Origin of the sequence: Streptomyces sp. NPDC048277, from assembly GCF_040652235.1 — a bacterium.
Classification (GTDB): Bacteria; Actinomycetota; Actinomycetes; order Streptomycetales; family Streptomycetaceae; genus Streptomyces.
Genome location: NZ_JBEZLQ010000018.1, coordinates 1 through 25,387 on the forward strand (window position 1 = coordinate 1; position 25,387 = coordinate 25,387).

General features: G+C 71.0%; 28 protein-coding genes. 13 read left to right on the forward strand and 15 right to left on the reverse strand.

Features of this window, described 5'->3' with window-relative positions; all coding sequences use genetic code 11:
- Together AB0D85_RS33000 and AB0D85_RS33005 are read right to left on the reverse strand one after the other, a co-directional pair.
- Nucleotides 1-93: biotin carboxylase N-terminal domain-containing protein (locus AB0D85_RS33000; protein WP_351219746.1), on the reverse strand; the 93-nt coding region annotated here is incomplete at its 3' end.
- A 356-nt stretch (nt 94-449) separates the two neighbouring features.
- On the reverse strand, nt 450-1,067 hold the full coding sequence (locus AB0D85_RS33005; RefSeq protein WP_362328780.1) for a response regulator transcription factor: 618 nt from the start codon (nt 1,065-1,067) through the stop codon (nt 450-452).
- Between the two features lie 686 nt (nt 1,068-1,753).
- On the opposite strand from AB0D85_RS33005, the gene AB0D85_RS33010 reads away from it, so the two are divergent.
- On the forward strand, nt 1,754-2,464 hold the full coding sequence (locus AB0D85_RS33010; protein WP_362328355.1) for a ScbR family autoregulator-binding transcription factor: 711 nt from the start codon (nt 1,754-1,756) through the stop codon (nt 2,462-2,464).
- Here AB0D85_RS33010 and AB0D85_RS33015 read toward each other — a convergent pair.
- Nucleotides 2,410-3,510: an NAD-dependent epimerase/dehydratase family protein gene (locus AB0D85_RS33015; RefSeq protein WP_362328357.1), complete on the reverse strand. Its 1,101-nt coding sequence runs from the start codon at nt 3,508-3,510 to the stop codon at nt 2,410-2,412. The genes AB0D85_RS33010 and AB0D85_RS33015 overlap by 55 nt on opposite strands.
- Nucleotides 3,507-4,649 carry a ScbA/BarX family gamma-butyrolactone biosynthesis protein gene (locus AB0D85_RS33020; RefSeq protein ID WP_362328359.1) on the reverse strand — a complete coding sequence of 381 codons (1,143 nt, stop codon included), beginning with the start codon at nt 4,647-4,649 and terminating at the stop codon, nt 3,507-3,509. The genes AB0D85_RS33015 and AB0D85_RS33020 overlap by 4 nt, the downstream gene beginning before the upstream one ends.
- Before the next feature lie 271 nt (nt 4,650-4,920).
- On the opposite strand from AB0D85_RS33020, the gene AB0D85_RS33025 reads away from it, so the two are divergent.
- Complete coding sequence (locus AB0D85_RS33025; RefSeq protein ID WP_362328361.1) at nt 4,921-5,724, forward strand: ScbR family autoregulator-binding transcription factor; 804 nt, start codon at nt 4,921-4,923, stop codon at nt 5,722-5,724.
- Nucleotides 5,725-6,168: 444 nt separating this feature from the next.
- Here the strand turns inward: AB0D85_RS33025 and AB0D85_RS33030 are convergent, their stop codons facing one another.
- Nucleotides 6,169-6,867: a response regulator transcription factor gene (locus tag AB0D85_RS33030; protein ID WP_362328363.1), complete on the reverse strand. Its 699-nt coding sequence runs from the start codon at nt 6,865-6,867 to the stop codon at nt 6,169-6,171.
- Between the two features lie 63 nt (nt 6,868-6,930).
- Entirely contained in the window at nt 6,931-7,623 is a 693-nt protein-coding gene (locus AB0D85_RS33035) for an antibiotic biosynthesis monooxygenase (protein ID WP_362328365.1), read from the reverse strand.
- A gap of 259 nt (nt 7,624-7,882) precedes the next feature.
- Here AB0D85_RS33035 and AB0D85_RS33040 point away from each other — a divergent pair, with 259 nt between their 5' ends.
- Genes AB0D85_RS33040 through AB0D85_RS33050 form a run of 3 tightly spaced genes read left to right on the forward strand, consistent with a single transcriptional unit; the run spans nt 7,883 to nt 10,192 of the window.
- On the forward strand, nt 7,883-8,326 hold the full coding sequence (locus AB0D85_RS33040; protein ID WP_362328367.1) for a nuclear transport factor 2 family protein: 444 nt from the start codon (nt 7,883-7,885) through the stop codon (nt 8,324-8,326).
- Nucleotides 8,323-9,642 (forward strand): cation:proton antiporter, encoded by a 1,320-nt coding sequence (locus AB0D85_RS33045; protein ID WP_362328369.1) that lies wholly within the window; start codon nt 8,323-8,325, stop codon nt 9,640-9,642. Before AB0D85_RS33040 ends, AB0D85_RS33045 begins: the two co-directional genes overlap by 4 nt.
- Nucleotides 9,643-9,655: 13 nt before the next feature.
- Entirely contained in the window at nt 9,656-10,192 is a 537-nt protein-coding gene (locus AB0D85_RS33050; RefSeq protein WP_362328371.1) for a flavin reductase family protein, read from the forward strand.
- Between the two features lie 105 nt (nt 10,193-10,297).
- On the opposite strand, the gene AB0D85_RS33055 is transcribed toward AB0D85_RS33050, so the two are convergent.
- Entirely contained in the window at nt 10,298-10,708 is a 411-nt protein-coding gene (locus AB0D85_RS33055; protein ID WP_362328373.1) for a helix-turn-helix domain-containing protein, read from the reverse strand.
- 171 nt (nt 10,709-10,879) lie between these two features.
- On the opposite strand from AB0D85_RS33055, the gene AB0D85_RS33060 reads away from it, so the two are divergent.
- The 5 genes from AB0D85_RS33060 to AB0D85_RS33080 all read left to right on the forward strand — a co-directional run bounded on the left by AB0D85_RS33060 (nt 10,880) and on the right by AB0D85_RS33080 (nt 17,907).
- A complete protein-coding gene (locus AB0D85_RS33060) occupies nt 10,880-12,382 on the forward strand; it encodes an MFS transporter (protein ID WP_362328375.1) in 1,503 nt (500 codons plus the stop codon).
- 13 nt (nt 12,383-12,395) lie between these two features.
- On the forward strand, nt 12,396-12,791 hold the full coding sequence (locus AB0D85_RS33065) for a TIGR03618 family F420-dependent PPOX class oxidoreductase (RefSeq protein WP_362328377.1): 396 nt from the start codon (nt 12,396-12,398) through the stop codon (nt 12,789-12,791).
- A 179-nt stretch (nt 12,792-12,970) separates the two neighbouring features.
- Entirely contained in the window at nt 12,971-14,455 is a 1,485-nt protein-coding gene (locus AB0D85_RS33070) for an FAD-dependent monooxygenase (protein WP_362328379.1), read from the forward strand.
- Nucleotides 14,456-14,516: 61 nt separating this feature from the next.
- The gene (locus AB0D85_RS33075) at nt 14,517-16,244 is read left to right on the forward strand and encodes a tryptophan 7-halogenase (protein WP_362328381.1); all 1,728 of its coding nucleotides are present in this window, start codon (nt 14,517-14,519) and stop codon (nt 16,242-16,244) included.
- Between the two features lie 130 nt (nt 16,245-16,374).
- Nucleotides 16,375-17,907: an FAD-binding protein gene (locus AB0D85_RS33080; RefSeq protein WP_362328383.1), complete on the forward strand. Its 1,533-nt coding sequence runs from the start codon at nt 16,375-16,377 to the stop codon at nt 17,905-17,907.
- A 147-nt stretch (nt 17,908-18,054) separates the two neighbouring features.
- Here AB0D85_RS33080 and AB0D85_RS33085 read toward each other — a convergent pair whose 3' ends face one another.
- On the reverse strand, nt 18,055-18,642 hold the full coding sequence (locus AB0D85_RS33085) for a TIGR03086 family metal-binding protein (protein WP_362328385.1): 588 nt from the start codon (nt 18,640-18,642) through the stop codon (nt 18,055-18,057).
- Between the two features lie 75 nt (nt 18,643-18,717).
- On the opposite strand from AB0D85_RS33085, the gene AB0D85_RS33090 reads away from it, so the two are divergent.
- The 3 genes from AB0D85_RS33090 (at nt 18,718) to AB0D85_RS33100 (ending at nt 21,087) form a co-directional block, all read left to right on the forward strand.
- Nucleotides 18,718-19,686 carry a YafY family protein gene (locus AB0D85_RS33090; protein WP_362328387.1) on the forward strand — a complete coding sequence of 323 codons (969 nt, stop codon included), beginning with the start codon at nt 18,718-18,720 and terminating at the stop codon, nt 19,684-19,686.
- Nucleotides 19,687-19,776: 90 nt separating this feature from the next.
- Nucleotides 19,777-20,622, forward strand: a complete 846-nt coding sequence (locus tag AB0D85_RS33095; protein ID WP_362328389.1) for an NAD(P)H-binding protein — start codon at nt 19,777-19,779, stop codon at nt 20,620-20,622.
- A 147-nt stretch (nt 20,623-20,769) separates the two neighbouring features.
- Nucleotides 20,770-21,087 (forward strand): chaplin, encoded by a 318-nt coding sequence (locus AB0D85_RS33100; RefSeq protein WP_362328391.1) that lies wholly within the window; start codon nt 20,770-20,772, stop codon nt 21,085-21,087.
- Between the two features lie 63 nt (nt 21,088-21,150).
- On the opposite strand, the gene AB0D85_RS33105 is transcribed toward AB0D85_RS33100, so the two are convergent.
- The 7 genes from AB0D85_RS33105 to AB0D85_RS33135 all read right to left on the reverse strand — a co-directional run bounded on the left by AB0D85_RS33105 (nt 21,151) and on the right by AB0D85_RS33135 (nt 25,259).
- Nucleotides 21,151-22,017, reverse strand: coding sequence for a tyrosinase family protein (locus AB0D85_RS33105; protein ID WP_362328393.1), 867 nt, complete (start codon nt 22,015-22,017; stop codon nt 21,151-21,153).
- A complete protein-coding gene (locus tag AB0D85_RS33110; protein WP_362328395.1) occupies nt 22,001-22,489 on the reverse strand; it encodes a tyrosinase cofactor in 489 nt (162 codons plus the stop codon). Before AB0D85_RS33110 ends, AB0D85_RS33105 begins: the two co-directional genes overlap by 17 nt.
- Before the next feature lie 124 nt (nt 22,490-22,613).
- Nucleotides 22,614-23,138 carry a hypothetical protein gene (locus AB0D85_RS33115; protein WP_362328398.1) on the reverse strand — a complete coding sequence of 175 codons (525 nt, stop codon included), beginning with the start codon at nt 23,136-23,138 and terminating at the stop codon, nt 22,614-22,616.
- Nucleotides 23,139-23,247: 109 nt separating this feature from the next.
- Entirely contained in the window at nt 23,248-23,832 is a 585-nt protein-coding gene (locus AB0D85_RS33120) for a vitamin K epoxide reductase family protein (protein ID WP_362328400.1), read from the reverse strand.
- A complete protein-coding gene (locus tag AB0D85_RS33125) occupies nt 23,832-24,332 on the reverse strand; it encodes a DUF5949 family protein (RefSeq protein ID WP_362328402.1) in 501 nt (166 codons plus the stop codon). Before AB0D85_RS33125 ends, AB0D85_RS33120 begins: the two co-directional genes overlap by 1 nt.
- A 156-nt stretch (nt 24,333-24,488) precedes the next feature.
- Nucleotides 24,489-24,779 carry a hypothetical protein gene (locus AB0D85_RS33130; RefSeq protein WP_362328404.1) on the reverse strand — a complete coding sequence of 97 codons (291 nt, stop codon included), beginning with the start codon at nt 24,777-24,779 and terminating at the stop codon, nt 24,489-24,491.
- Nucleotides 24,780-25,019: 240 nt separating this feature from the next.
- Nucleotides 25,020-25,259, reverse strand: a complete 240-nt coding sequence (locus AB0D85_RS33135) for a chaplin (RefSeq protein WP_362328406.1) — start codon at nt 25,257-25,259, stop codon at nt 25,020-25,022.
- Nucleotides 25,260-25,387 lie beyond the last annotated feature (128 nt).

Here is a 25,387-nt window from a genome sequence, read left to right on the forward strand (position 1 = left end):
GTAGACGGCCACGCTCCCGATCCCGGCGTCCCGGCAGGCCCGGGCCACGCGGACAGCGATTTCGCCACGGTTGGCGATGAGCACCTTGCGCACGACGGCCCTCTCCTCATTCGGCAGGAATTCTGGGATGATCAAGCACGTCCGGGGGAATCCCGCTCCCGGACAATCGCCCGAATACCTGTCCATCGTCGGCGCGGCACATCGGTGCGTTCAACAGCCAACCATTAAGCCTTCAGACCAGATCTGCAGGTGGGCTACGACTTTGTTGGCGCACTGCCAGGCCAGTGTCAGAGAACTGTCAGAAGCGGCGCGGAACTCTCCTCGGACGGCGAACAGTCGACCGCCGGCCGAATACACGGGCACCAGGGAATATGGTGCCTGACGGCATACGAAAGGGCGGGCTCCGCCGTCCGGAGCCCGCCCTGTCCGAGGATCTGTGTGCGTGAATGTCAGACCGTTCCGAAGCGGAATCCCACGCCGCGGACGGTGACGATCCAGTCGCTGCCTCCGAGCTTCCCGCGAAGGCTGCTGACGTGGGTGTCCACGGTTCGCCGGGACCAGGAACCACCCCACACCTGCTGCATGATGCGCTTGCGTGTGATCACCGTCCCCGGATGGGCCGCGAGCAGATAGAGCAGGTCGAACTCCTTACGGGTCACCTCCACCGCCTCGCCGTGGAGACTGACCTCGCGGGACGCGGCGTCGATGCGCAGCGGCCCGCACGAGACCACCCGCGCGGTGACCGACTGCGGCCGGGCCCGGCGCATGACGGCATCCATCCGGGCCATCAACTCCCGGAATCCGTACGGCTTGACGAGATAGTCGTCCGCGCCGGCCTGGAGGCCGAGCACACGGTCGAGTTCCGTACCCCATCCGGTGACCGCGATGAGGGGCACATCGCTGAGCGACCGGATCGAACGACACACCTCCAGTCCGTCCAGGTCGGGCAGTTCGAGATCCAGGAGAACGATGTCGGACACCTGGTAGGCCTGGAGAGCGGCGCTGCCGGTGCCCACTCCCTCGACCTGGTGACCGTGCCGCCGCAGTCCGGCGGCCAGGGTCTCCATGTCGCCCTGGTCGTTCTCGACGACAAGAACCCGCCAACTGGTCGAGGGCCTGCGGATCTGTACTGCGAGGGACTTCCTTGCTTCCAGGGTGCTGCTCGTTGCGCCTTGGCTCACTTGCTCTCCCCCTGAACATGTCGTTCACGCTCGAGCGCCTGACGTCTCGAGCTTAAAAACCTACCTCTCGGTTTGTCAAAAAAAGACTCAGTAAACTCACACTCCGTCACAATTCTCGCCCCATTTGCGGCAATTGAGTGGGTATCAGAAGCAAGATCGACATCGAAACGTAACCGGCACCTCCCTTGCGGATCTTGAAAGCTCCTGACTTTCGACCGCAGGTTCCGTTTCCGTGACCCACTGACGGGGGCCGCGGTTTGTTCTCGGCGTCAACCAACTCGCCCCAAACGCCCCGATGTACGCCTCCATGGCCTCGCACATATGCATTGCGCGGCGCCCCGGGCGTTGGTAAACCTTCCGAAGTGTTTTTGACTGTCCGATTCCCTGCTTCCACCCGGCATTCACTCTGGCCAACACGTGGAAAAGCGTGACCTTCTGGGCAGTATTGACAGAGTGTCGACAGTGCGGGCTCCAGGCCGGGCCGACCCTCCCGGCACGAGGGAGGCCAGGAGCCGCTATAAACAGACTGTCAAGTCTGTTCTCTGGATCGCGGGATGGAAGGATGCTGGCAGGTGGGACACCAACAGGAGAGGGCGACCCGCACCCGCCGACTGATGCTGAAGTCGGCGGCGGAGGTCTTCGACCGCGAGGGCTACGCGTCGGCCAGACTGGCCGACATCAGCGCGCACGCCAGAATGAGCACCGGGGCGCTGCACTTCCACTTCGCCAACAAGGAGGACCTGGCCCGTACGGTCGTGAACGAAGCGCGCGGCATCCTGTGGCGCGCCGCCCGGATCCCGTACGAGAAGAACGGCGAGCCGCTGCAGGCCCTCGTCGACATATCGCACACGCTCGGCCAGTTGCTGTCCTGGGACGTGGTGGCCCGGTCCGGGCTCAGGCTGGACACGGAGTGGCCCAGGGGCGGGCGGCAGCAGTTCATCCACGCCTGGCACGCCTGCCTGCAGCGGCTGCTGGACCGGGCGGACGAACGGGGCACGCTCCGGCCGGAGATCCAGCCGCAGCCGCTGATCTGCGCCATCGTCGCGGCCACGACCGGCATGGGGGTGCTCATCAAGGGAGGCACCGGAGAACGGACCCGGATGGGCTTCACCGGGTTCTGGCAGGGCTTCCTGCCGGGGCTCGCCGCGTCGAACGTGCTCGACGGGCTGAACCCCGGCGGAACCACCGATCTGGTGGACTACGCGGTGACCGCGTCCCGTTACCTGCCCTACGACCCGGAGGAGGCGGCCGACGCGGAGAGGGCGGCGAAGGGCCTGCTGTGATCCGGGACCGGCCGCCGGCTGCGGTACCAGTCGGCGTACCGGGACAGCCGCTGGGCGAAACCGGCGCCGGGGTCGCATCCCAGGTCGGTCCAGAGCCGGTCGTCGGTGAACCAGTGGTCCGCCGCCAGGAGTTCCAGGTGGTGGCGGGCCGTCGGGTTGTCCCGGACCCGCGCCCGGGCGGCCTCGGCCCCGATGCCGGGCACGGACGCCGGAAGCAGGCCGTACAGGTCGGCCACCGCCGACATCAGCAGCGAACCCGGCACGGGCTCCGGGTGGTTGACGAAACGGACCCGTGCGGCGGGCGCCGCCGGCGCGAGCGCGGCCGCCATCAGCGCGCGCCCCAGTGTCCCGGCGTCGACCACCGACTGGCGGCCGCCCCAGCCGTGCGGCCCGGCCCCCAGCTCCCGCAGCAGCATCAGCACACCGGGGATCACCCAGCGGTCCCCGACCCCGTACACCAGATGGGGCCGCAGCACGATGCCGCCCGCCGCGAGGACGTGCCGCTCGGCCGCCGCCCGGGTACGGCTGGTGTCCGACACCGGCGCGACCGGCGCCGCCGCGGGCCGGACCCCGTGGAACGGACCGCGTCCGAGCACCGCCGCCGTGCTCAGGTACACGAACCGCTCGACCCCGGCCCGCCGGGCCTCCTCGACCAGGGCGCGCGTCCCCAGGTCGTTGACCTCGCACAGCAGCCGGGGATCGCCGCCGACCTGGGAGGCGCAGTGGACGACCGCGTCCACTCCGTCGCAGACGCCACGCAGCGAGGCGGGGTCGGTGAGGTCCCCCTGCACGTAGTCGATCCGATCCCGCCGCTCCCGCCGCTCCCGTCGTACGGAGCCGGTCCGGTCCCCTGCTCCGGAGCCGGTCCGATCCCCCGGTACCGAGCCGGTCCGGTTCCCTCGTACGGATCCGACCTGGGTCCCGGTTTCCGGTGGCGGCTTCCGGACCAGCAGCCGCAGCCGGACGTCCCCCGCGACGTGGGCCGCGGCCACCGCATGGCCGCCGACGAATCCGCTCGACCCCGTCACCAGGACGAGCCGGCTCACCTGCTCCCCCGCACCGTGCCGCCCAGCGTCGCGGCGAACACGGGCTCCTCCCCCTGCAGTCCCTCCACCCGCAGTACGGCTCCCTGGTCGGGGCAGGTGTCGTGCCGGGCCAGGATCCAGCAGGGCTCGGCCAGTTCGCAGTACTTCTGGAAGGAGACCCGCAGCGACGCCGGGTGGAACACATGCCCGGGCGTGAGCACGGCGGCCGCCTGCCGGGCGGCTTCCAGGAGCACCATCCCGGGGACGTGGTCGTTGGCCCGGGCGAAGAGGGTGGGGTGCGTGGTGTCCAGGCGCAGCCGCCAGCCGGGGCGGTGCTTGGAGAGGGCGAGGACCACGTCCCTGCGGTCGGCACGGCCGGTCTCGTGCGGCGGGACGGCGGGCAGCAGCGGCACCGGACGCCCGACGACGGACATCCGCTCGCCCCGCAGCCTGCCGTAGACACGGGCCGAGGTGACCGTGAGGACGCCGATGCTGGTGGCGAGCAGCCGGCCCAGGCGCTGGAAGCGCAGGTCGACCCGCATGCCCACGAGGCGTCCGGCGCGCAGCTGGACGTCCGAGCAGTCGACCACGACCTCGATCGGGCCCGACGCGCTCGCGACGGTGAAGTCCGGGGTCTCGAGCGTGTACCCGATCTCCCGCATCACGAACTGGTCGCCGACCGGGACCCCGAACGCGGCGTGCGCGAGCATCATCGTCGCCTGCCGGGTGGTCTCGGCCACCAGCATCGGGTCCTGGCGGCCGTCGGGCAGCGGGGCGAAGAAGCGGTGCGCGGCGGGCCACTCCACCGAGACGAGGAAGCGGTGTTCGGAGAGCCGCAGCCACTCCACCGGGAAGAGGTCCTCGGCGTACGGCCGGTGGCACAGCTCGGGCGTGGCCATCCCGTCGGCGGGGTGCAGCGGAACGGCCGGGCGCAGCGGAACGGTGGGGCCGGGGCGGTGGACGGGGGCGTCGCGGTCCGGGATCAGAACCGGCGAGTCGGTCTGGAAACCGGGCGGGAGAGCGATGTCGAGGGTGCCGGACATAACGTTGTGCCCACTGACCGGACCGCTCTGCCCGTTGATCCGGTGACTCTGTCCCCTGTCCTGGCAGCCCTGTCCGTCGCGCTGTTCCACGGTCGCCGCGGAGGCCGCGGCGGACACCGGTGTCACCGTGTTGAGCTGTACTGATGCGGGTGCCGTCAGGGTCGCCGCGGCCGTCCCGGCAGGGGAGTCGGGTCGGCTGGGAGCCGGTTCCGAACCACCATGAGTAGCGACTAACCGGTCGATTACAGATATGTCACAGTCAGACATGGTCTGCCCCCAGAGTCGATGAGTACGGGGTTGGTTGCCCCCCTCGACAAAAGACTGGCAGTCCGGTTCTCTTTGTGGGGCGACCTGACCAAGCTCTGACATAGAAACAGGCACCGAGGCCATGGCACGACAAGCACGAGCAATTCAGACCCGCGAGTCGATCCTGCTGGCTGCCGCCGCGGTGTTCGACGAACGCGGCTACACCACGGCGACCATCACGGAGATCATCGCGAGAGCCGGCGTCACGAAGGGGGCCCTGTACTTCCACTTCTCCTCCAAGGAGGAGCTCGCCCACGGGGTGATAGCGGCGCAGCTCGACCTCGGGCCGTTGCCCGCGCAGCGGACGAGGCTGCAGGAACTCTCGGACCAGGGGCTGCTGTTCGCCTACCTGCTGCAGAACGACCCGTTGACCCGGGCCAGTGTGGGTCTGGCGATGGACCAGTGGAACGAGGGCGTGGAGAGCGACAACCCCTTCCACGGCACGCCGTTCCAGTCCTGGGCGGACCGGCTGACCGAGGTCCTGATAGAGGCGCGCGACCGGGGGGAGTTGCTGCCGCACGTCGATCCGGCGGAGACGGCGGAGCTGCTCGCGGGTTCCTTCACCGGCATCCAGTGGACGTCCCAGGTCCTGTGCGAGCGCAAGGACCTGACGCGCCGGGCGATCGTCATGTTCCGCCACCTGCTCCCCAGTATCGCGATGCCGCAGATACTGCCCACGCTCGACCTCGCCCCGGACCGCGCCGAACGGCTGCTGGCCTCCCGTGACGCGGTCCTGGAGGGACAGGTGACGCCGGTCGAGGAGGAGAGCGGGGGCATCTCGGAGGCCGACGCCCTGCCGGAGGCCGGGGTCTTCGCGGAGGGCAAGGAGGCAAGGCGGGACGGAAAGAGCGGAGCTGCCCCGGAGGGGGAGGACAGCTCCGCCTGATCCAGGGGTGTCGGTTTCGCACGGCTCTCGAAACCGGCACCCAGGTCTGCTCCCGGCACGCCCGGGGCAGGGGCGGCTTCGGCCAGGTGCACGGCTTCGCACAAAGCCGAACACCCACGGCCGGCGGCCCGATTCACCCACCGGCCACCCACCCGGCAGCGGCCCGTCACACCACCGCCGAGACCCGCCACACGAACACTCCGCCCCGCCCCGTGCACGCCTCGGCCCACCATCGCGCCGAGACGCCCCTCAGACACCGCCCCGACCACCGCCCCCCGCACGGACCGGCGGTGCAACACCCGCGAACACCACGAGCCTCGGGGCCCGCCGCCGCCCGAGACGTGCCTCAGGTGCCGCACGGCCCACGGTTTCCCGCACGCCCAGCGGTACGACGCCCCGCGAGGACCACGAGCTCCTCGGCCTCGCACCACCCCGAGACGTATCTCAGGTGCTGTCCCGGCCGCCGACCCCCGCACGGGCCGGTGGTGGGGCCGCGTCTTCCAGGCGGTAGCCGACGCCGCGGACCGTGACGATCCAGCCGTCGCCCAGCTTGGCGCGCAGGGCGCTGACATGTGTGTCGACCGTGCGGGTGGAGATGGCCCACTCGTCCGCCCACACCCTGGCGATCAGGTCCCGGCGGGAGACCACCGTCTCCGGTGCCGAGGCCAGGAGCAGCAGGATGTCGAACTCCTTGCGGGTCAGCTCCAGTTGGCGGCCGCCGACCCACGCCTCACGGGCTCCGGGGTCCACCCGCAGCGCCCCGCAGGTCACGCCGGCCGCGTCCCCGCCGGGGGTGACGCGGCGCGCCACCGCGTTCATCCGGGCGATCAGCTCCCGGAACCCGTACGGCTTCACCAGGCAGTCGTCCGCGCCGGACCGCAGGCTGAGCACCCGGTCCATCTCGGTGTCCCGGCTGGTGAAGGTGATCAGTGGCGTACCGCCCCGGGCCCGGATCTCGGCGCACACCTGCAGACCGTCGAGATCCGGCAACTCCAGGTCGAGCAGGACGACTTCGGCCTGCTCCCACTGTTCGAGCGCCGCCCGCCCGGTGCGGGCCCGCCGGACCTGGTGGCCGTTGCGCACCAGGCGGCAGACCAGCGGCTCGGCGGTCCCGTCATCCGGATCGATCACAAGTACGCGCATTTCCTCTCCACGCCGGGCCGCTCCCCGGTGGTGCGGGACACCCCCGGTCCGCGGCCCGGAAGGTCACTCGCCCGCCGCCCGGGTGTGCACCACGCGGTAGGTGTTGGAGTCCCGCCAGACGGCGAACGCGTCCACCTGGGCGTCGGTCTTCTGACGGTCGGCCGACCGCTCCCCGGCCGGCTGGTCACGGAAGGCGTCGTAGGCCTCCTTGCTGTCCCACTGCGAGTAGACGACGACCCACTTGCCCTCGATGCCGCGCCCGCGCAGGCCGCGCAGCACGATGTGGCTGCGGTAGCCCGGCACGTCCTGGAGCCACTTCTGGCCCGCACCGAGCGCGTCGACCAGGGCGTCCTGGGTCGGCTCCATGACGCCGTACAGGTCGATGGCCGTGTAGTCGTCGCGGGAGGGGCCGATCTCGGTCTCCTCGACGCCCGACTTCTGCTGGGTGAAGACCACCTCGTTCTGCAGCAGCCGTATCGCCGTGGTGATCTCACCGAACAGCGGCAGGGTGCGGTGCTTGAACTCCTCGCCGGCGTAGCGGGTCTCGAGGTCCTCGGTGGAGCGCCACTGGATGAAGTTGGCGGTGCCGAACTTGGTCTGGCCGCTGTGCACGGTGCTGGACATCCAGCCCTCGTAGGCCGCGGCGTCGACGATCTCGCGCATCGCGGCGAGCAGGCTGTCCTGCTTCTCGGCGGAATCGGTGGAGAACAGGTTGAGCACGGTCAGGTTCTTACCGTCGGCTGCGATCTTCGGCATTCTCTCTTCTCTTCCGGTAGAGGTAAGACACGAGTGAAGGACACGGATGAAGCTCAGGGATGAGACACAGGGCGGGAATTCACCGGCCGGTGCCTCCTGAGCCAGCATGACAAGGTCGCAAGCCCCGCTGAAGTCCGCGGTGTTCAGGACTGCGCGCGGATTGTCAGGTCTTCCCCGCCCGCGTCAGGTCTTCGGCAACTGCGTCAGGTCTTCGACAACTGCACTTGGGCGCAATTGGCCCGCGCGCGATGCTCAGGTAATGAATTCAGACGCGGCAGCAGCCGAAATCAGCGTCCTGCTGGACCGATATCTGATGGGCCTTGACGACGACAAACTGGACGACGCCTGGGCGGACGCGCTGTTCAGCGCCGATGCCCGCGTCGAGTTCCCGATGAGCCGGCACGAGGGCATCGAGGGGCTCGCCGACTGGCATCGGCAGGCCCTCGACGCCTTCGCCCGCACCCAGCATCTCAACTCCCCCGCCGTGGTGGACCTGGTGGACGGGGACCGGGCGGTGCTGCGCGCCAACCTGGTCTCCACCCACGTACACCACCCGGACGCCTCCGGCGATCCGCTGTTCGTCGCCGGCACCCTCGCCCGCGGCGCGGCCCGGCGCACCGAGCGGGGCTGGCGGCTGACCGAGCTGTCGTTCCGGGCGGTCTGGTCGACCGGCACCCCGCCACAACCCAGGGCCACCCGGTGACCGGGCCGACCGTCCTGGCGGCCGGGGTACAGGACCGGCAGATCGCGACCATGCTGCTCGACATCGGCGTGATCCTGCTGGTGGGCGCCCTGCTCGGCGCGCTCGCCCGCAGGCTGGGCCAGCCCAAGGTGACCGGCGAGATCCTGGCCGGCATCCTGCTCGGGCCCAGTGTCCTCGGTCTCCTCCCCGGACATCTGACGGAGCGTCTGTTCCCCACCGACGTACGGCCGTTCCTGTCGGCGGTCTCCCAGGTGGGCCTGGTGCTGTTCATGTTCGTGGTGGGCTGGGAGTTCGAGCGGCAGCTGATCCGGCCGTACGCGCGGCTGGCGGCGAGTGTCTCGCTGTCGTCCATCGCGCTCGCCTTCGGGCTGGGCGTCGCCACGGCGGTCGTGCTGTACCCGAGCCACGACACCGTGGCCGGGCACCACATCTCCTTCCTCGCCTTCGCCACCTTCCTGGGCACCGCCATGTCGATCACGGCGTTCCCGGTACTGGCCCGGATCCTGACCGAGAACGGGCTGACGGAGACCCGGCTGGGCACGCTGTCGCTGGGCAGTGCCGCCATCGACGACGTGCTGGCCTGGTGCCTGCTCGCGTATGTGTCGGCCCTGGTCACCTCGGACGGCGACCTGGCGGGGCTGGCCCGCATCGGGGCGTACAGCGCGGTCTACGTCGCGCTGATGTTCCTGGTGGTACGGCCGCTGGTGGCCCGGCTGGTGTGGCGGTGGGCGGCCATGGAGCGCTGGAACCTGCTGCTGGCCGTGTTGTGCGCGGGGGTGTTCGCCTCGTCGTGGCTGACCTCGTGGATCGGCATCCACCAGATCTTCGGCGCGTTCCTGTTCGGCTTCGTCATGCCGCGCGAGCCCCGCCGGGTGCTCGCCGCGAACCTGCGCCGGCCGCTGGACAACGCCAGCCTCGTGCTGCTTCCGGTGTTCTTCATCGTCACCGGTCTCGGGGTCGATCTCGGCGCGCTGACCGCCACCGACTGCCTGGCCCTGGTCCTGGTCATCGCCGTGGCCTGCGCGGGCAAGCTGATCGGCGCCATCGTCCCGGCCCGGCTCTCGGGGCTGTCCTGGCGCGAGGCCAAGGACCTGGGCGTGCTGATGAACACCCGCGGTCTGACCGAACTCATCATCCTCAACGCCGCCGTGAGCCTCGGAGTCCTCGACGGCCGGATGTTCACCATGCTGGTGATCATGGCCCTCGTGACCACGGCGATGGCGGCCCCGCTGCTGTCCCCGCGCGAGCACCTCACGGCCGGCGGCACCCGGAAGGCTCGTACACCTGTCGCGGACGCCACGGCTCCGCACACCTGACGAGGGGGCTCATGTGACACCCGTCCAGCCATCGGCCCGCTACACGGACAACCGACATCTGCCGCAGCCGCCGGTCGACGGCCGTGCGCTGCGCACGGTGTGCGGAAACTTCGCCACCGGCGTCACCGTCATCACCACCGGCGACGAGAAGAACGGCGCCGCCACCACGGTGAACTCCTTCACCTCCGTCTCGCTGGAGCCGCCGCTGGTGCTGTTCTGCCTGCACCGGCAGTCCCGCCTGCGGTCCGTCCTCCACGAGTCCGGGGGCTTCGTGGTCAATTTCCTGACGCACAGTCAGGAGCGACTCGCCTGGAAGTTCGCGGGCCGCGAGTCGGCGCGTCTGACCGAGGTGCCGCACCACCGGTCCCCGGGCGGGCTGCCGGTACTCAGCGAGGCGCTGGCCTACCTGGAGTGCCGGCTCTCCGCCGAGTACGACGGCGGCGACCACGCCATCCTGCTCGGCGAGGTCACCGGCCTCGGCACGCACGCCGAGGAGACCGACCCGCTGGTCTTCTACCGGGGTTCGATGCGCGCGCTGCACGGCGCCTAGCCGTCGTTCGGCTGCGGCGCCGTCGTGGCTGGTCGCGCAGTTCCCCGCGCCCCTTCGGGGCACGGCCGAAGCCCAGGGGGCTCCATGGCTTTCACCGAGAGCACGTCAGCGCAGCGACACCGCGACCGGCTCGTCCGCCGCGTCGAACTCCCGCCTGGCCCGCTCGACCTTCCGGAGGTTCTCCGCGGACCAGTCGGCGAGGTGGGCGAAGATCGGCGCCAGGCTGCGGCCGAGCTCGCTGATCTCGTACTCCACCCGGGGCGGCACCTCGGGGTAGTACGTGCGCACCACCAGGCCGTCGCGCTCCATCTGCCGCAGCCGCTGGGTGAGCACCTTCGGCGTGATCGTGGCGATGTTGCGCTGCAGCTCGACGAAGCGCTGCCGGCCGTACTCGTTCAGCGTCCACAGGATCGGCGTCGTCCAGCGGCTGAAGACGATGTCGAGCACCGGCGAGACCGGGCACGCCAGCTCGGAATCGACCCGTGCGCCCTGCACGTCGGCGGCCTTGCTGCCCATTCGGACCCTCCCAGGAAGTCACTTTCCTCTAGGTACCTACTTTACCCAGGATGCTAGCTTCCCGGAAGACGGGTGAGTGACCCAACTCCCCGCCTCGCGCGATGCCTTGACGTCCTTCCCGTTCTCCCCGTCCCTGCCGAACACCCCTCCGTCACATCCACTAGGAGCGACATGTCGACCCAAGAGTCGTTGCGCCGTCCCCCCACCAACTCGGAATCGGCCCCGCCCCAGCGCCCCGGACTCATCCTGGCGTTCCTCTGCCTGGCCGGCTTCATGACCTTCCTCGACGTGTCGATCGTCAACGTCGCGTTGCCGACGATCGAGAAGGAACTGCACATCTCGCAGACCTCCCTGCAGTACATCGTCACCACGTACGGCATGCTGCTCGGCGGCTTCCTGCTGCTGACCGGCCGGCTCGCCGACGCGTTCGGCCGCCGCCGGATGCTGCAGACCGGCCTGCTGCTCTTCTCCGGCGCCTCGCTGCTCGCCGGGTTCGGGCAGAACGCGCCCATGCTGATCGTGGCGCGCGGCGCCCAGGGTCTCGGTGCCGCGTTCATCGCGACCGCCGCGCTGTCCCTGCTCGCCAACAACTTCAAGGAGGGCGCCGAGCGCAACAAGGCGCTCGGAGCCTGGGGCGCGCTCAGCGGTATCGCCGCCGTCGCCGGTGTCACCCTCGGCGGTCTGCTCACCGACGGGCCGGGCTGGCGCTGGATCTTCTTCATCAACGTGCCGATCGGTCTGCTGTGCGCGGTGATCGCTCCCCGGGTCGTCGGCGAGAGCCGTGCCGAGGGGCCCCGCCGTTCCTTCGACGTCGCCGGTGCCGTCACCCTGACCGCCGGTCTGGTGCTGCTCATCTTCAGCCTCGGCCAGACCGTCTCCGACTCCCACGTCCCGACCGCCCGCGTCTACGGCGGCTTCGCCCTCTCCGCCCTGCTGCTGCTCGCCTTCGTGGTGATCGAGCAGCGCACCGAGGCCCCGCTGATCCCGTTCAGCGTCTTCAAGCGCCGGTCGCTGACGGCCGCCAACGTCGTCGCCGTCCTGCTGCTCGGCACCTGCGTCACCCTGTTCTTCTTCGCCAGCCTCTTCATGCAGCAGGTCCTCGGCTGGTCGGCCCTGAAGACCGGTCTGGCGTACGTGCCGCTCGCGGTGATCGTCGCGGTCGGCGCCGGTGTCGCCTCCCAGCTGGTGACGAAGGTCGCCGCCAAGCCGGTGCTGATGACCGGTCTGACGCTGACCAGCGTGGGCATGTTCCTGCTCTGGCGGGCCCCGTCCGACGCCTCCTACCTGGTCGACCTGCTGCCCGCGTTCCTGCTCTCCGGACTGGGCCTCGGCCTGTCGTTCGTGCCGGTGCAGGTCTCCGCGTTCAGCGGCACCCAGGAGGACGAGTCGGGTCTGTCCGCCGGTCTCATCAACACCGCGCAGGAGGTCGGCGGCGCCCTCGGCCTGGCCGTGGCCGCCACCTACGCCTTCCGCCGGGTGGCGGAGCTGACCGCCTGGGCGCACGGTGACCCGGCCCGGGTGGACCACGCCCGCACCGAGGTCTTCCACGACGCGTTCATCTCGGGCGCCTGCTTCGCCGCCGCCGGTCTGCTGCTGACCCTGATCCTGATGCCGCTCACCAAGGCCTCGCACCCGGCGTCGGACCAGCCGGCCGCCGCCCCCGCCAAGGCCTGAGAACGGAGCCGGTATGCCGACGTCACTGCGGTTGTCGCCCGCGGCCGAGGCCTTCCTCGCCGAGAACCACCTGTGCACCTTCACCACGATCCGCCCCGACGGTTCGCCCCATGTGACCCCCGTGCGGTTCACCTGGGACGCCGAGGCGGGCCTGGCCCGGGTCATGACCGCGGTGACACGGCGCAAGGCCAGGAACCTGCTGGCCGCGCCGGGCAGCCGGGTCTCCCTCTGCCAGACGGTGGGCGGCCACTGGCTCACCCTGGAGGGCACCGGCACCGTCAGCGAGGACCCGTTACGGATCCAGGAGGGGGTGCGCCAGTACGCCAAGCGCTACTGGTCGCCGCCGCCGGAGCCGCCGGGCCTGGTGGTGATCGAGGTCCGGGTCGACCGGGCGCTGGGCCTGCTCTGACCCACAGCGAGGCCGACCGAGGGTGCCGGAGATTTCCCGCCGGCACCCTCGCGCGTTTCCCGGCACCTGACACAGCTGGAAATCCTCTGACGAAATTTGTCAGAGACCTGTACTTGCATCCGTTCAGCTTCTCGGGCTCCCCCGGAATACTGGAGAAAAGTCCAGTTGGGAGAGGAAACATGGACGATTTTCATGCCGACGTAATTGTCGCCGGAGCCGGCCCGGCCGGACTCATGCTCGCCGGTGAACTCCGCCTGGCAGGGCGCTCGGTGATCGTGCTCGACCGCCTGACCGAGCCCATGCAGCAGTCCCGGGCGCTCGGGTTCTCGGCCCGTACCATCGAGGAGTTCGGACAGCGCGGGCTTCTCGAACAATTCGGCGAACTCGAGACGATACCCTTCGGTCATTTCGGTGGACTGCCCATCGACTATCGCATCGTCGAGGGCGGCAATTTCGGCGTCCGCGGTGTTCCGCAGTCCCGTACCGAGGCCATTCTGAATGTCTGGGCGACCGGCCTCGGCGCCGACATCCGCCGCGGTCACGAGGTCATCGGCACGGCCCAGGACGACACCGGTGTCGAGGTGGAGGTGGCCACCGCCGACGGCGTGGAACGGCTGCGCGCCGCCTACCTGGTGGGCTGCGACGGCGCCCGCTCGACCGTGCGCCGGCTGGCCGGCATCGACTTCCCCGGCAACAGCGCCACCATCGAGATGCTGATGGCCGACGTCGCCACCAACGAGCTGCGCATCCGCCCGACCGGCGAGGTCGGCGGTTCCGGCATGGTCGTGGTCCTCCCGCTGGGCCCGCACGCCACCCGTGTCGTCGTCTTCGAGCGCGGCGCGGGCGTCCGCCCGACCCAGGAGGCGCCCAGCTTCCCCGAGGTCGCCGACGCCTTCCAGCGTGTCACCGGCGAGGACATCCACGGCTACCGGCCGCTGTGGACCAGCTACTTCACCGACGCCAGCCGCCAGGCCGCCGCCTACCGCGCGGGCCGGGTCTTCCTGGCCGGCGACGCCGCCCACATCCACCTGCCCATCGGCGCCCAGGGCATCAGCGCGGGCGTCGGCGACGTGGTGAACCTCGGCTGGAAGCTGGCCGCCGCACTGGACGGCCACGCTCCCGAGGGCCTGCTGGACACCTACCACAGCGAGCGCCACCCGGTCGGCGGCCGGATCGTCGCCAACACCCTGGTGCAGCGCTCCCTGTACCTCGGCGGCCCCGAGATGCAGCCGCTGCGCGAGCTCTTCGGCGAACTGGTCGGCATCGAGGCGGTCCGCCGCCACCTGGTCGGCCTGGTCACCGGCCTGGACATCACCTACGACATGGGCGAGGGCGGCCACCCGCTGCTCGGCCACCGGCTGCCCGACCAGGACCTGATCGTCGGCGACGAGAAGACGACCACGTACGAACTGCTCACCCGGGGCCGCGCGCTGCTGCTGAACCTGCGCGGCGGCGACGCCCTCACCGCGGCCGCCGCCGGCTGGGCCGGCCGCGTGGACGTCGTCACCGCCTCCCGGCCCGACCCCGAGGCCCCGGCCGCCGACCTGCTCGTCCGCCCCGACGGCTATATCGCCTGGGTCTCCCCCGACGGCTCCGCCGAGGGCCTGACCGCCGCCCTGCAGCGCTGGTTCGGCGCCCCCGCGGACGCCCCCACCGACAGCTGACCGCAGACCCGGTCGGCGTCGACCACCTGCGCCGACGCCTCGTCAGAAGAGGAGTTCCGAGTTGACCGGCAAGGCCGAGACAGAGATACCCGCCAAGGCCCCGGCGGAGAAGAAGGCCCCCGCGGCCGACCAGTGGACCGAGTGCGACGTCATCATCCTGGGTGCCGGGATCGGCGGCTCGATCACCGGCGCGATCCTGGCCCGGCAGGGCGCGAAGGTCGTGCTCGTCGACGCCGGCCAGCACCCGCGGTTCGCGGTCGGCGAGTCCCAGAACCCGCAGCTCGTGGAGTGGCTGCACATCCTCGCCGTGCGCTACGACGTGCCCGAGCTCAAGCACCTGCTCGACGTCAAGGCGGTCACCAAGTACATCGGCGCCCACCACGGCAGGAAGCAGAGCTTCGGTTTCGTCCGGCACGTCCCGAACCGGGAGCCGGACCCGCGCGAGGCGACGATGTTCGTCATCCCGAAGATGCTGACCGAAGCCACCCACATGTTCCGCCAGGACACCGACACCTACTACTTCAACGTCGCCGCCAAGTACGGCTGCACGCTGCGGCAGAACTGGCGCGCCACCGACCTGGACTTCGACGACGAGGGGGTGACGGTCACCGGCCAGAGCGGCGAGGTGTTCCGCGCCAAGTACCTCATCGACGCCAGCGGTTTCCGCTCGCCGCTCGCCCAGAAGTTCGACCTGCGCGAGAAGCCGTCCCGGATCAAGCACCACGCGCGGTCGCTGTTCACGCACTACGTCGGCATCAAGCCGTACGACGACGTGTGCAACTACCCCGAGGCGCTGCGGCCCCCGGCCGAGTCCCCGTTCCACGGCGGCACCCTGCACCACCTGATCGAGCGCGGCTGGTTCTGGATCATCCCGTTCGACAACTACGAGGACTCCCGCAACCCGATGTGCAGCGTGGGTCTGACCTTCGACGAGCGGCTGTACCCGCAGCCCAAGGACATGACCCCGGACGAGGAGTTCAACCACTACCTCGACAAGTACCCGGCGGTGAAGCGCCAGTTCGAGGGTGCGCGCCGGGTGCGCGAGTGGATCTCGACGCCGGACCGCATCCAGTACTCGTCGAAGCAGACGATCGGCGACCGCTGGTGCCTGATGTCGCACGCGGCCGGCTTCGTCGACCCGCTGTACTCGCGCGGTCTGTCCAACACCTTCGAGGTGGTGGACGCGCTGTGCTACCGCCTCCTGGAGGCGCTGCGCGACGACGACTTCTCCACCAAGCGCTTCGAGTACGTGGAGCGCCTGGAGCAGGGGCTGCTCACCTACAACGACATGATCGTCAACAGCTCCTACATCGCGTTCTCCCACTTCCGGCTCTGGAACGCGGTGTTCCGGGTCTGGGCCTGCTTCACCACGCCGGCCACCATGCGGCAGATCCAGGCCCGCCAGGAGTACCAGCTGGACGGCGACGACCGGCACTTCCGGGAGATGGAGAACGCCCCCTACCCGGGCCTGTGGTGGCCGGACAGCCACGCCTTCAAGCACCTGCTCGACGTGACCCACGAGACCTGTGAGCGTTACGAGGCGGGCGAGATCGACGGCGACAAGGCGGCGGACATCGTCTTCCAGGCCATCAACGACTGCGAGTCGGTCAACACGCCCTTCGGCTGGAAGGACGGCGAGGACCACCGCTTCTACCGGGCCACCACCCCCACGATGATCAAGTTCATGTGGTGGGCGAGCACCAACGGGCCCAAGGAGATGCGCGACCTGGGCCGTTCGATGCTCAAGGGCGTCGTCAAGTCCGCCGCGCGCGGCAAGAAGGTCTCCTGACCGCGCCGCACCGACCGGTCCGCGCGGGGTGCGGTGCCACCCACTCCCACTCTCCGTGCCCCGCGCGGGCCATTTCCCCCAGCCTTTCCCCCACACAGCAACCACACCCGCATCAACCATGGGACACCGCGTGATCAGTCGCAGAACTCTGCTCGGCGCCGGGTCGACCGCCGCCGGCCTCGCCCTCCTGCCCGCCGCCCCGGTCGCCGCCGAAGCCTCGTCGACAGCCTCCTCGACGCCGTGGAGCTCGCTGGCGAACCGGCTCTCGGGCACGCTCGTGCTGCCCACCGACTCCTACTACACCATCGCCCGGCAGGTGGAACTCGCGCAGTTCGACGCCGTGAACCCGCAGGCGGTCGCGTACTGCCAGAGCGCGGCGGACGTCGCGGCCTGTGTGCGCTTCGCCCAGGACCAGGGCGTGCGGACGGCCGTGCGCAGCGGCGGCCACAACTACGGCGGCTGGTCGACGACCCCCGGTCTGATCATCGACGTGTCCCGGCTCAACGCCGTCACGGTGAACAGCAGTTCGTCCGTGGACATCGGTCCGGGCGCGCAGAACGTCAACATCCTCAACGCGCTGGCACCATACGGCCTGGTGGTCAGCGAGGGCGGCTGCCCGACGGTGTGCGCCGGCGGCTTCCTCCAGGGCGGCGGCTTCGGCTTCCTGACCCGGCCGACCGGCATGGCCTGCGACGCGATCACCTCCGCCGAGCTGGTGCTGGCCGACGGCTCCACGGTGACCACGTCGGCCACCCAGTACCCGGACCTGTTCTGGGCGATCCGCGGCGGCGGTGGCGGCAACTTCGGCATCGTCACCAGGTTCACGGTCACCCCGCACAGCGGCGACCAGATGGCCTTCAGCAACCTGATCTTCCCCTACGACAGCATGGCCGACGTCCTCGACGGAGTGGCCCGCTGGCTGGTGGACGCCCCGCACACCATCGGCGGCGGCGCCTATGTGGTGCAGGCCGACGCCGCGCCCGGTTCGGTCCCGCAGGCCAACGTGTTCCTCGCCTCGCGCGGCACGCCCACCGAACTGGCCGGTGAGGCCGCCCGGTTGACCGCGCTGACGGGTGCTCCCCTGCAGCAGCAGAGCGGCGTCATGACGTACCAGCAGCTCATGATGATGATCTTCGGCTGCTCGAACCTCACCGAGGCGCAGTGCCAGCGCTCCGGGAAGACCCCGCAGGGCACGCTGTCCCGCCCGTCCTACGGCGTGGAGCGGACCCGTCTGGGCAGCAGCCCGTACCCGGCGAGCGGCTGGGCGGACGTGATGACCGCGTTCGACGCCAACCGCAGGGCGGGCCAGTCCCGTTACCTGGACTTCCACTTCTTCGGCGGCGAGGCCAACTCCCTGGCGCGCACCGACACCGCGTACGTGCACCGCGACTCGCTCTTCTCGGTCAACTACCGGGTCTTCATCAACGACCCGGCCCAGGTGACCGACGAGGCCAAGGCGGTCGCCAACTCCTGGGTGAGCAACGGCTTCGCGACGATCGACCCGCTGTCCAACGGCGAGAGCTACCAGAACTGGATGGACCCGTCGCTGAAGAACTGGAAGGTGTCGTACTACGCGGAGAACTACCCGCGGCTGACCCGCATCAAGGCCAAGTACGACCCGTACCGCTTCTTCTGCTTCCCGCAGGCCATAGGCACCGTCTGACCGCACCTCCCGGACCGCCCGCCAGGTTCCCGGCGCCACATCCCCCGGGCACCCGCAGGAACTTGGCGGGCCTCACACGAGAGGCCGCCGGACGACGCAGTCCGGCGGCCTCTCGAAGCGGTTCCTGGACGCTGACGCGTCGCGGGCTCAGGGCCTGCGGCCGTACCAGCCGACCAGGCGGTCGATGGCGAGGGCGTCCTCCGGGACGTCGACGACGGGACCGAACGGCACCTGGCCGCCGCGCGGTTCGCGGGGGACGGCGCGCTGCATGGCGGCCAGCGGGGCGGCCAGCACGGTGTCGTCCCACTCGGGGCTCTGGCCGGTCGCCTTGGCCAGGTCCCAGGTGTGCAGGACGAACTCGTTGGTGTAGATGACCGCGGCGGCGGCGCCGGGGACCGGGCCCCAGGGCAGGCCGATCTCCCGGCCCAGGATCGCGGGGTCCGACCAGACGGCCTTGAGTTCCTCGGCCCCGGCGGTCCAGGCCTTGGCCCAGTCGCCGTCGGCGACGTCCTCGGCGAAGTGCGGAACGGAGAAGAACTGCCCGCCGGCGCCGATCACGGCAACCCTGCGGACCACGGAGACGAGGTGATTGGACAGTTGGCGCACCGAGTAGTCGGGGCACGGGGTGGTGGCGTCGTAGTCCTCGGGCCGCAGCGCGGCGAGGACGGCACCGGCCAGGTCGACGGCCTTGAGCAGTCCGTCGCGCGGGTCTGCGGGCTTCGTGGTGTCGGTCATGTCATCGAGTCTCCCGACCAAACAGGCCACCCTCCGGCCACTTTCCCACCGCATTCCACGAAAGGCTGATCTCTGATGCGAGCTGACCGACTGGTGGCCGCTCTTCTCTTCCTCCAGGCGCGGGGCCGGGTGACCGCCGCGGAGCTCGCCGCCGAGCTGGAGGTCTCCGAACGCACCGCGCGGCGCGACCTGGAGGCCCTGACCGCCTCCGGCGTGCCCGTCTACGCGCAGCGCGGCCGGGGCGGCGGCTGGCGGCTGGTCGGCGGCGCCCGGACCGATCTGACCGGGCTCACCTCACCGGAGATCCAGGCCCTGTTCCTGGCCGCGGGCTCCTCGGCGGCCTCCCCCGAACTGCGCTCGGCGCTGCGCAAGTTACTGCGCGCGATCCCGGAGCCGCTGCGGCCGCACGCGGAGGCGGCGTCCCGGGCCCGGATGGTCGACGACCTGGACTGGTCGCGCACGGCCGTGATGACCGGCGGCACGCACCACAGGGCGCTGGAACGCGCGGTCCTGGACGGGGTGCGGGTGCGGCTCGGCTACGCCCGCCCGGGCCGCACGCCGAGCGACCGCACGGTGGACCCGCTGGGCCTGGTCCTCAAGGCGGGCCACTGGTACCTGGTGGCCGGCACCGACCACGGCCTGCGCTCCTTCCGGCTGGGCCGCGTCACCTCGGTCGAGGCGACAGGTGAACCGGTGCGCCGGCCCGCCGACTTCGACCTCGCGGCCGCCTGGCGCACCCTGGTCACCCAGCTGGAGGACCGGCTGTTCGCGGCTACCGTCCAGGCCTGGGCGGAGCCGGACGCCCTGTCCCTGCTCCAGCAGCTGTTCGGCGGGCGGCTGAGCATCGGCCGGCTGCTGCCGGACGGCCGCCGGGAGATCGAGGCCGCCGGTCCCTCGGTGGAGGTGCTGGCCGCGCAGCTGGCGGGCCTCGGCACCCGCGTCGAGGTGGTCGGCCCGCCCCTGGCCCGCGAGCACCTGGCCCGCCTCGGCCGCGCTCTCACGGCGCGGTACGAGGAGCCGTCACTCCATGAGGCGGCCGCATAGTCACTTTCCTCTAGGTACCTACTATCCGAAGGATGCTAGCGTCGTGAACATCAACCAACTCCCCGCTCTGCTCACCACTTTGGAGCTGTCATGATCGTTGTCACCGGAGCCTCCGGAAACGTCGGCCGTCCGCTCGTCGAGGCACTCGCCGCGGCGGGAGCGAAGGTCACCGCCGTCTCCCGCAGTCCCCTCTCCTACGACCTCCCGGAGGGCGCCCGGCATGTCCGGGCCGACCTCGCCGAGCCCGATACGCTGCGCCCCGCCGTGGACGGCGCGGACGCCCTCTTCATCCTGCTGGCCGGCGACCTGCTCGGCGGCGGAGCCCCGGCCACCGAGGTGGTGGCGGCCGCCGCGGAGGGCGGTGTACGGCGCGTGGTGCTGCTGTCCTCGCAGATCAACGGCACCCGCCCGGACGTCCTCTCGCACGGCCGGCTGCGGGAGTTCGAGGAGGCCGTACGCTCCTCGGACCTCGACTGGACGATCCTGCGGCCGGGCGGCTTCGCGTCCAACGCCTACGGCTGGGCCGAGGCGGTGCGCACCCAGCGCGCGGTGATCGCCCCGTTCGCCGACGTGGCGCTGCCGGTCGTCGACCCGGCGGACATCGCCGAGGTCGCCGCCGCCGTGCTGCGCGAGGAGGGCCACTCCGGGCAGACCTACGAGCTGACCGGGCCGGCCGCCGTCACCCCGCGGGAGCAGGCCGCCGCGTTCGCCGAGGCGCTCGGCGAGGAGGTCGGGTTCGTCGAGCTCACCCGTGAGCAGGCCCGCGAGCACATGGCGCGGTTCATGCCCGAGCCGGTGATCGACGGCACGCTCGACATCATCGGCGCACCGCTCCCCGCCGAGCAGCGGGTCAGCCCCGATGTGGAGCGGATCCTCGGCCGCCCGGCCGGCTCCTTCGCGGGCTGGGCCGAACGCAACGTCCACGCCTTCAAGTAGGGGCGAGCCACCCCCGATCCCGGCCCTTGGGGTGATGGTCCCGTGATCGGCGTGACCAGCCGCAGGTCGCGGCGTTGAACGGGGAGTGCGGCGGCTGGTCCTGCCGCCGCACTCCCCGAGCAACAAGGCAACAAGAAGGAGAACGTGATGTCTCGCATCGCGAAGGCCGCCGTCGTCGCCCTCGGCACCGGCGCTGTGGTGATCGGCGGAGCCGGCCTGGCTCTGGCCGACGCGGGCGCCAACGGCGAGGCCGTCGGCTCGCCCGGCGTGCTGTCCGGCAACGTGATCCAGGCACCGATCAACATCCCGGTCAACCTGTGCGGCAACAGCATCGACGTGGTCGGTCTGCTGAACCCCGCGTTCGGCAACACCTGCGTCAACGCAGGCCACCTCCACAAGGACGACGACCACAAGGACGACGACCACAAGGACGGCGACCACAAGGGTGGCGGCTACGGCCACTGAGCCGGCGCCCGCGGAGGAGCCCCGGTGCCTCGGCACCGGGGCTCCTCCCGTGTCCGGAGCGCCTCAGGCGTACCGGTAGATCCGGCTCATGTCCTCCAGCGACTGCGGGGTCACGTCCCAGGGCGGCAGCTTCTCGCCGCGGGCGACGACCCGTTCGTGCTGCGGGTCCGTGAGGCCCGGCGCTTTCGCCGGCAGATAGCGCCGCCCGCGGTGCCGGGCCTGCCAGCGCTCCCACTGCAGGTCGATGAAGGCGTGGTGGAGCCAGAAGACGGGGTCGTTGACGGAGGCCCCGCCGAGCATCGCCCCGCCGACCCAGCGGTGCACCCGGTTGTGGTTGCGCCAGGACGCGCTGCCGTTGCCGGTCCCCCAGCCCTCCAGCTTGTTGCGGAAGCCCCGGGTGACGGTCGAGTCCCAGGGGGAGACGTCGTACGTCGGGTCGTCCAGCGCCCAGTTCAGCTCGGCCCTGGTGGGCAGTTCGATCGGGGCGCGGGCCCGGCCCAGGTCGCGGGCGAGGAACTGCCCGTCGGTGATGCCCTCCTTGATGGTCCAGTGCCCGGCGGAGTACGCGAACGGCCCGGTCATCACCTGCTGGTCGCGGGCCCGGCCGTTCCCGCCGAGCAGGTCCTTCGTCCAGGGGACGGAGGACGGCGTGCGGTCCCTGGTCCAGTCCCAGTACGGCACGGTCACCGAGGAGTCGACCCGGCGCAGGGCGCGCTCCAGCTCCAGCAGGAAGCGGCGGTGCCAGGGCAGGAAGGAGGGCGCCATATGGGCGGTGCGCAGCCCGTCGTCGCCGTCGGGGGTGTAGTAGTCGATGTGCATCCGCACGAATTCGTCGTACTCGCCCCGGCGTTTGACCTCCAGGAACGCCTTCACCAGCCGTCTGCGCTCGCCGGCCGTCAGTCTCCCGACGTCCTTACGCACGTACGCCATGGTCTCCCCCCATGTGCATGTGGTCCCCGCCCATCGGCCCCGGGGCCAGGTCGCGCAGCCGCTGCCCGGGCCCGAGCTGGTCGACGGCCGCCCGGGCCGCCGCCAGCGGGGTCGGGTACGAGCTGTAGTGGTCGAGCATGCTGAGCCAGGAGCCGTCGGCCCGCCGCATCAGATGCAGCGGCCGGCCGTCCACCGTGACCTGCCACTCGCCCCCGCCGGCGGCCCGCCCCGCCACCAGCGCTCCGCGGATACGGCGGCCCCGGTAGGTCTCGTCGAAGGAGGTGCCCGCCGGCCCGGCCACCGCGGGCACCGGCCGGGAGGCGGCGACGACCGGGGCGAGCGCCAGCGCGGCGGCGGAGGCGAGCAGCCCCCGCGTCATCTCGCGCCGCGTCGGTCTGCCCGTCCCGGCTCTGTCCGGCTGCCCGGCCCCGGGCTCCGCCCCCACCGCCACACCACCGACTCCGACGACCATGCCCACTCCTCGTACGGTTCACCGATCGCTGTCGCTACCGGTAACCGTCCGAGGGGCCGCCCGGTCACCGCCGCGCCGCCATCCGATGCACCGTGGGCCCGAAACGGCCGTGATTAAAGGGGAGTCAGAGCCCGGGACCGGCGCCCAGGTCGCCGCCGGCGACCGTCTGCACGACCGGGGCGAGGACGCCGGCCCCGGGCTGCTTCAGGCCCGGCAGGCCGAAGTGCCGCGGGTCGGGCGCGGTGAGCGGGGCGTCGACCGACAGGCCGGGGGCGAGGGTGCGCAGGTCGGAGGCGGGGGCGTCGACGCCGACGTGGTCGAAGCGGTCGCCGAGGAGGTGCGGGAGCGGGGCCCGCAGGTCCAGGCCGGGCAGTCCGCCGCTGAGCGGGACCTGCGGCAGCAGCCGGTCCGGGAGGAGCCGGCCCTCGACATAGCGCGGCCCCTCGGGGGCGCCGGGCGTCAGCAGCGGCAGCTCCATGCCGAGCCTGGGCACCTCCGTGTTGAGGGACTTCGAGACGCCGTCCAGGGGTACGGGCACGGGGACCGTCCCGGCCGCGGCGGCGGGCACGGCGGCGGCGCCCACGGCGGCTGCCGCGGCCGCGACACCCGTGACGACGGCGGCAAGGGTTCCTCGGGTGGTCGGCTTCATGTCAGGTACGGGCCCTTTCGGAATGCGGGGAAGCGACGTCCGTACCGGGTAACGAGCCGGAAAACGACCTCAGTTCACAATTCGCCCGGGTGCAGCATTGGTCGGCTGTTCAGCTTGTCCAGAAGTCCCACCATCGGGTCAGGATCAGCATGCCGACGACCCCGATGTGCAGCAGCGGCAGCACCCAGGTGAACTCGCCGAGGAACGTGCGCAGCCACGGTGGCGCGGGCAGGAACCGGCGGCGTACGGCGAAGGAGGTGACGTACCAGAACAGGACGATGGTGGCGACCCAGGCCAGGCAGCACCACAGGCACAGCGCGCCGATCCGGTACAGCGACTGGAACTGCAGCCAGGACACGAAGCCGACGCCGAAGGCGCAGCCGGCGTCGAAGGCGAGCCAGTACCAGCCGGGGAAGCGGGCGCCGGCCAGCAGGCTCGTGCCGACGCAGACGACGACGCCGTAGGACACCAGGCCCAGCATCGGGTTGGGGAACCCGAACACCGCGGCCTGGTGGCTCTTCATCACGCTGCCGCAGGACACCACCGGGTTCAGGCTGCATCCGGGGACGAAGTGCGGGTTCTCCAGCAGCTTGAACTTGTCGAGGGTGATGACCCAGGAGGCCAGCAGCCCGGCCGCCCCCGCGACCACCGTCAGCAGCGCGAACCCCCGCCCGGCGCCCGCGGTCCCGGCCATCAGCCGCGCAGGCGGCGGGCCGGCAGCACGACGTGCGCGGCGGCCGTCAGGGTCTCCTCGGCTCCGCCGAACTCCTTGAGCGCCTCGGGGGTGACGGGCCTGCCGGGCTCGGCCTCGGGCCAGGGGCGGGTGGTGAACACCAGGTAGGCGTAACCGCGTTCGCCGACCGCGGCGAGCCACTCCGGGGGTGCGGGGCACTGGGCGTTGAGCGGGGCCAGGGTGAGGACGGCCTGGCCGGCCTCGACGAGCAGGGTGACGGGCAGGCTCGGCCGGGCGGTGCCGTCGACGAGGTCGCCGCCGACCGGCAGTCCGTTGTTCTCCAGCAGCGCCTCGATCGCGGCCGCGGTGGCCCGGGGGCCGCCCTCGGCGTCGCCGAGGGAGTAGGCCAGCAGATAGGGCATGTCGCTGCCGTCGGGGGCCTCGCCGCTCCAGGCCAGCACGACGAGGGTGCCGAGGTCGGCGACGCGGAAGGGGCGGGTGGTGCTTGGGGTTGAGGTCACCGCGCGACCTTATCGACGGGCCGCGGGGCCGCCGGGGGTCCGCTCACCCGACCGGCGGACGCCCGGCGGGTTCCGCCACACGAACGAGGGACGCCTCTCGACGTCCCTCGAACGGTGTCCCTCGAACGGCCCCGCGGCGATCCCGGCCGCACCGCCTCAGCTCTGCAGGGGCAGCCCGCCCAGCAGCGGGTTGTGCTGGTTGAGCGAGGCGGCCGCGCCCTTGACCGTGCTGAGCACGGAGTTCTTGTTCTCGGTGTCGAGGGCGTTCGACTGGTGCTGCAGCGGCATCGCCTGGTTCAGATCCAGGGGGCCCTTGGTGAGCGTGTTCACGGCGCCGTTGAGGCTGGTGGGCGTGAGTTCGGCGGTGCTGTAGGCGAACGCGGGCGCGGCGACGCCGGCGAGGGCCACGGAACCGGCCACGACGGCGGCAGCCTTCAGGGACTTCATCGGGCTTCCTTTCTGCGGGCGGCTTTCGGCAACGCAAGCCGCCGGCGGGAGTTCTGACGATGTGTCCAACGACGTACCGGCGGGCCGGAAACCCCGTGCTCACAAGACATATGAGATCCCGCAAACGCCTGTGGGACCCGGGTCGGGGCGCGGACGGCGGCGGCTCCGCGGACGCACGAACCGGCCGCCCTCCCGCGGGACGCGCGGGCGGACGGCCGGCCGAAGGGAACAGCCGCGGCGTCAGCCGTTGACGCAGGTGTTGCCGAACCCGGGGTTCAGCAGGCCGACCACGTCGATGGTGTTGCCGCAGAGGTTGATCGGCACGTGGATCGGAACCTGGATCACATTGCCGGACAGCACGCCCGGGGAGTGGGCGGCGACGCCGTTCGCGCCGCTGTCGGCGGCAGCCACACCGGCGCCGCCGGCGACGGCCGCGACGGCGGCGGTGGACAGGACCAGGCCCTTCGCGATACGCGACATGGAGAGGTGCTCCTTGAGATCGAAACAAACATCCGGGCGGATGCCCAGCGCTGTGTCAACGCGCGGCACCTGTCCGGGTTGTGCCGCCAAAGGAGTGATCTCCCGAGTGGCCGCCTTCACGATTCCGA

Excerpts from the sequence above, each read along its gene's own strand:
- AB0D85_RS33105 (WP_362328393.1), bottom strand. The coding sequence starts at position 22,017 with ATGGCGTACGTGCGTAAGGACGTCGGGAGACTGACGGCCGGCGAGCGC.
- AB0D85_RS33090 (WP_362328387.1), top strand. The coding sequence starts at position 18,718 with ATGCGAGCTGACCGACTGGTGGCCGCTCTTCTCTTCCTCCAGGCGCGG.
- AB0D85_RS33095 (WP_362328389.1), top strand. The coding sequence starts at position 19,777 with ATGATCGTTGTCACCGGAGCCTCCGGAAACGTCGGCCGTCCGCTCGTC.
- AB0D85_RS33005 (WP_362328780.1), bottom strand. The coding sequence starts at position 1,067 with ATGGAGACCCTGGCCGCCGGACTGCGGCGGCACGGTCACCAGGTCGAG.
- AB0D85_RS33130 (WP_362328404.1), bottom strand. The coding sequence starts at position 24,779 with ATGAAGTCCCTGAAGGCTGCCGCCGTCGTGGCCGGTTCCGTGGCCCTC.
- AB0D85_RS33065 (WP_362328377.1), top strand. The coding sequence starts at position 12,396 with ATGCCGACGTCACTGCGGTTGTCGCCCGCGGCCGAGGCCTTCCTCGCC.
- AB0D85_RS33060 (WP_362328375.1), top strand. The coding sequence starts at position 10,880 with ATGTCGACCCAAGAGTCGTTGCGCCGTCCCCCCACCAACTCGGAATCG.
- AB0D85_RS33040 (WP_362328367.1), top strand. The coding sequence starts at position 7,883 with ATGAATTCAGACGCGGCAGCAGCCGAAATCAGCGTCCTGCTGGACCGA.
- AB0D85_RS33110 (WP_362328395.1), bottom strand. The coding sequence starts at position 22,489 with ATGGTCGTCGGAGTCGGTGGTGTGGCGGTGGGGGCGGAGCCCGGGGCC.
- AB0D85_RS33035 (WP_362328365.1), bottom strand. The coding sequence starts at position 7,623 with ATGCCGAAGATCGCAGCCGACGGTAAGAACCTGACCGTGCTCAACCTG.
- AB0D85_RS33120 (WP_362328400.1), bottom strand. The coding sequence starts at position 23,832 with ATGGCCGGGACCGCGGGCGCCGGGCGGGGGTTCGCGCTGCTGACGGTG.
- AB0D85_RS33115 (WP_362328398.1), bottom strand. The coding sequence starts at position 23,138 with ATGAAGCCGACCACCCGAGGAACCCTTGCCGCCGTCGTCACGGGTGTC.
- AB0D85_RS33030 (WP_362328363.1), bottom strand. The coding sequence starts at position 6,867 with ATGCGCGTACTTGTGATCGATCCGGATGACGGGACCGCCGAGCCGCTG.
- AB0D85_RS33025 (WP_362328361.1), top strand. The coding sequence starts at position 4,921 with ATGGCACGACAAGCACGAGCAATTCAGACCCGCGAGTCGATCCTGCTG.
- AB0D85_RS33100 (WP_362328391.1), top strand. The coding sequence starts at position 20,770 with ATGTCTCGCATCGCGAAGGCCGCCGTCGTCGCCCTCGGCACCGGCGCT.
- AB0D85_RS33085 (WP_362328385.1), bottom strand. The coding sequence starts at position 18,642 with ATGACCGACACCACGAAGCCCGCAGACCCGCGCGACGGACTGCTCAAG.
- AB0D85_RS33135 (WP_362328406.1), bottom strand. The coding sequence starts at position 25,259 with ATGTCGCGTATCGCGAAGGGCCTGGTCCTGTCCACCGCCGCCGTCGCG.
- AB0D85_RS33055 (WP_362328373.1), bottom strand. The coding sequence starts at position 10,708 with ATGGGCAGCAAGGCCGCCGACGTGCAGGGCGCACGGGTCGATTCCGAG.
- AB0D85_RS33070 (WP_362328379.1), top strand. The coding sequence starts at position 12,971 with ATGGACGATTTTCATGCCGACGTAATTGTCGCCGGAGCCGGCCCGGCC.